Source organism: Bradyrhizobium sp. C9 (genome assembly GCF_002532045.1).
GTDB lineage: Bacteria > Pseudomonadota > Alphaproteobacteria > Rhizobiales > Xanthobacteraceae > Bradyrhizobium.
Genome location: NZ_NWTG01000057.1, coordinates 1 through 2,473 on the forward strand (window position 1 = coordinate 1; position 2,473 = coordinate 2,473).

The window sequence follows — 2,473 nt, forward strand, 5'->3', positions numbered from 1 at the left end:
CCGCGCCGTACAGATCGCGCTCGACTACATCGGGAAGGAGATCGAGAAAGCCAGGCGCGAGTACTCGAAGCAGGTCGCTGCGCGACGTCTCAGCGAATACTCCTCATTAGTTGAGACCGCAGTTGATGCCGCACGTGAGCTAGGAGACGCGATCCTTGCGATGCACGGCTTCGCCGATGAGATGCGCCTCATCGGCGCTGAGCACCGAGACTTCAAAATTATGTACAGCCTACAAAACTTCGGTGACCTGGCTGAGCCGTTCTCGCCGCTTAAGGCATTGATCACGGAGGCGGTTGAGAAGGGGCACGTCGGCGGCGGAAAATTGCCCGCTTGGAAATTGCCTGCGCCCCTTGAATTGCTGCATATTTGAGGAAATTTGAGATGGCGAAGAAAACGAAGTCCGACACGGTGTTGGAGCAGGCCGAGGCGTTGCTCCGGGACGTGGAAGCCGCCAACCGAGGCGCGCGATTGAAAAAGGCCGAACGTGAGGTTGCCGCCAGCAAGACGCGTGGCGAACGCCTGCATGACGCCGAAGCGCAGGTTGAGGCCAGCCGTCCGAAGGACAAGCAACTGTACTACAGCACCATGAGGCGTTCGCCGCTGAACGACGCGCCGAAAGAACTCTCGCGGGAAGCGCGCGCAGGGTTGGCTCGGGCCAAATCATCTCGTGAGGACAGTAAGTGTGCCGCGCGCGAGCGTAAGCAGAGGGCCGCTTACTTAACCAAGTAACGTCGCGCGGCGTTCCTTTCGGCTGGCGCGACGGGTGGGCACCGTTCGGGAACGCGGTGTCCACCACCAATCACATCACGAAATCAGGATAGACTTATGCTTAGAGATATCTCTCAAAATCTTGGATTTGCCGAAACCATTGCCCCGGCGACGTTGAGCGCCACCACGACAGGCAACAGCGTCGATACGCTTGGTTTTGAATCCGCTGCACTTGTGATCAGCACCGGTGCGATCATCAACGCTGCTGCGTTTGCGGCCAAACTGCAAGACAGTTCGGACGGAACGAACTTTGCGGACGTGCCGGCGTCGTTGCTTGTCGGCAGCTTTCCAACTGCGTTGCCTGCGAACACCGTTGTCAAGCAGGGTTATCTTGGAAGCAATCGGTATTTGCGCGCCGTGTTGACCTTGAACGGCGGCACATCGCTAGCGGTTGCCGCAACTATCGTGTTGGGGTCGCCCAAGGTCGCGCCGGTGGCCTAGCGTTGTGATCCGGAGTCCATCAACAATGCGGCGCCGGATCCGCATTAGCAAGGCTGCACGGGGTAGGGGGCGACTCGAAGTCCAGCCATGCCATTCCTACAGACCGCCGCCATCCCCCAACGCTCGCGATTGCTGCCCCAGAGTTTAAAAAATTTCGAGATCACACTTTGACCATACCGAGACCACCCGATCACCTATCGCGCACCTCCAAAGCATGGTGGCGAAAAGTCCATGACGGGTACGATTTGGACGAGCATCACCGGCATTTGCTGCGATTGGCCTGCGAGAGTTTGGATCAGTCTGAGGAGGCGCGCGCAGCTATTTCGGAGCATGGGGCGGTCGTTTTGGACCGATTTGGCTGCCAAAAGCCGAGCCCTTGGGTTGATATTCAGCACAAAGCTCAGAACAGATTCCGAATACTGTGTCGCGAACTTGGGTTGGACGTGCAGCCAGGTGAGGGGCCGCGAATGCCCCGAGATGCCACCTACGGAAGTCGGCGCTGATGCCGGTTCGCAAGCGGAACAACAAGCGACGCAACGCGGGCACTCTCGATGATTGGGAATGGGCGCTCGAACTGGGATGGCCGTGCACAGGGGATCTAGACGGCATATGCGAACTCGACGAGCACGGTCATCCTGATCGAGAGGCGGCGCGGAGTGCGTGGAAGTTGTACGGGGCGCAAATCATGGCAAAGTGGCGCGCCGAGCATCCGAATGGTTCGCGATATGCCTGCTGGGGACTCGAGCAATTTGGTGAGCCAACATGCCCGCCCGACTAAAGCGAAACAAGCGCCGCCGCAGCGTGCACATCGCACCAGAGGCGGTCGAACTGTTTAGGCTCGGCTTGCGTGACCCGGGCAACCAAGCCATCCGTATCAAGCTTGCCGCCGCCCTTGGCCGGTCCAAGTTCGCCGCGAGCCCGCTAGATCTCGAGCCAAGATCGTTAGTGGGCTGCGACACCGAGCCGGTAGAGACGGTGCTGGAACTGCGGGAGCGGTTGCTGAAGGAGGCGGGACTAGCCGCGCGTATCCAGTGACACACCGAGTAGCGATGCTTTCACCATCACCGCAGCAGGCGTGCGCTTCAGCGTTTTTGCAATTTTTGTGACACCGGCCTTTTTCTTGGCGAGCGCCTTCAGCACGTGAGTGAAGCGATGCAAGCAAGCAGGCCGTACCGCGAGTTCAAATGATCGACCCCAGCAACATTCCTCCAGAACTAACTGAGCCGCCGCCTGACGCACCAGGCTGGCTCTACTTTCAGCCTGA

6 protein-coding genes are annotated in these 2,473 nt (G+C 59.2%); 5 read left to right on the plus strand and 1 reads right to left on the minus strand.

Features of this window, described 5'->3' with window-relative positions:
* From CO675_RS40820 to CO675_RS39500, 5 genes are all read left to right on the plus strand, one after another.
* The coding region (locus CO675_RS40820) for a hypothetical protein (protein WP_198964913.1) at positions 1–370 on the plus strand (370 nt) is incomplete at its 5' end.
* 11 nt (positions 371–381) lie between these two features.
* Positions 382–729 (plus strand): hypothetical protein, encoded by a 348-nt coding sequence (locus CO675_RS39485; RefSeq protein ID WP_097677260.1) that lies wholly within the window; start codon positions 382–384, stop codon positions 727–729.
* A 96-nt stretch (positions 730–825) separates the two neighbouring features.
* Positions 826–1,209, plus strand: a complete 384-nt coding sequence (locus tag CO675_RS39490; protein WP_097677261.1) for a hypothetical protein — start codon at positions 826–828, stop codon at positions 1,207–1,209.
* 245 nt (positions 1,210–1,454) lie between these two features.
* Positions 1,455–1,712 (plus strand): P27 family phage terminase small subunit, encoded by a 258-nt coding sequence (locus CO675_RS42065; protein WP_158231378.1) that lies wholly within the window; start codon positions 1,455–1,457, stop codon positions 1,710–1,712.
* Between the two features lie 259 nt (positions 1,713–1,971).
* Positions 1,972–2,244, plus strand: coding sequence for a hypothetical protein (locus CO675_RS39500; protein ID WP_097677263.1), 273 nt, complete (start codon positions 1,972–1,974; stop codon positions 2,242–2,244).
* On the opposite strand, the gene CO675_RS40315 is transcribed toward CO675_RS39500, so the two are convergent.
* A partial coding sequence (locus CO675_RS40315; protein WP_143279225.1) for a hypothetical protein occupies positions 2,224–2,473 on the minus strand: 250 nt, incomplete at its 5' end. The genes CO675_RS39500 and CO675_RS40315 overlap by 21 nt on opposite strands.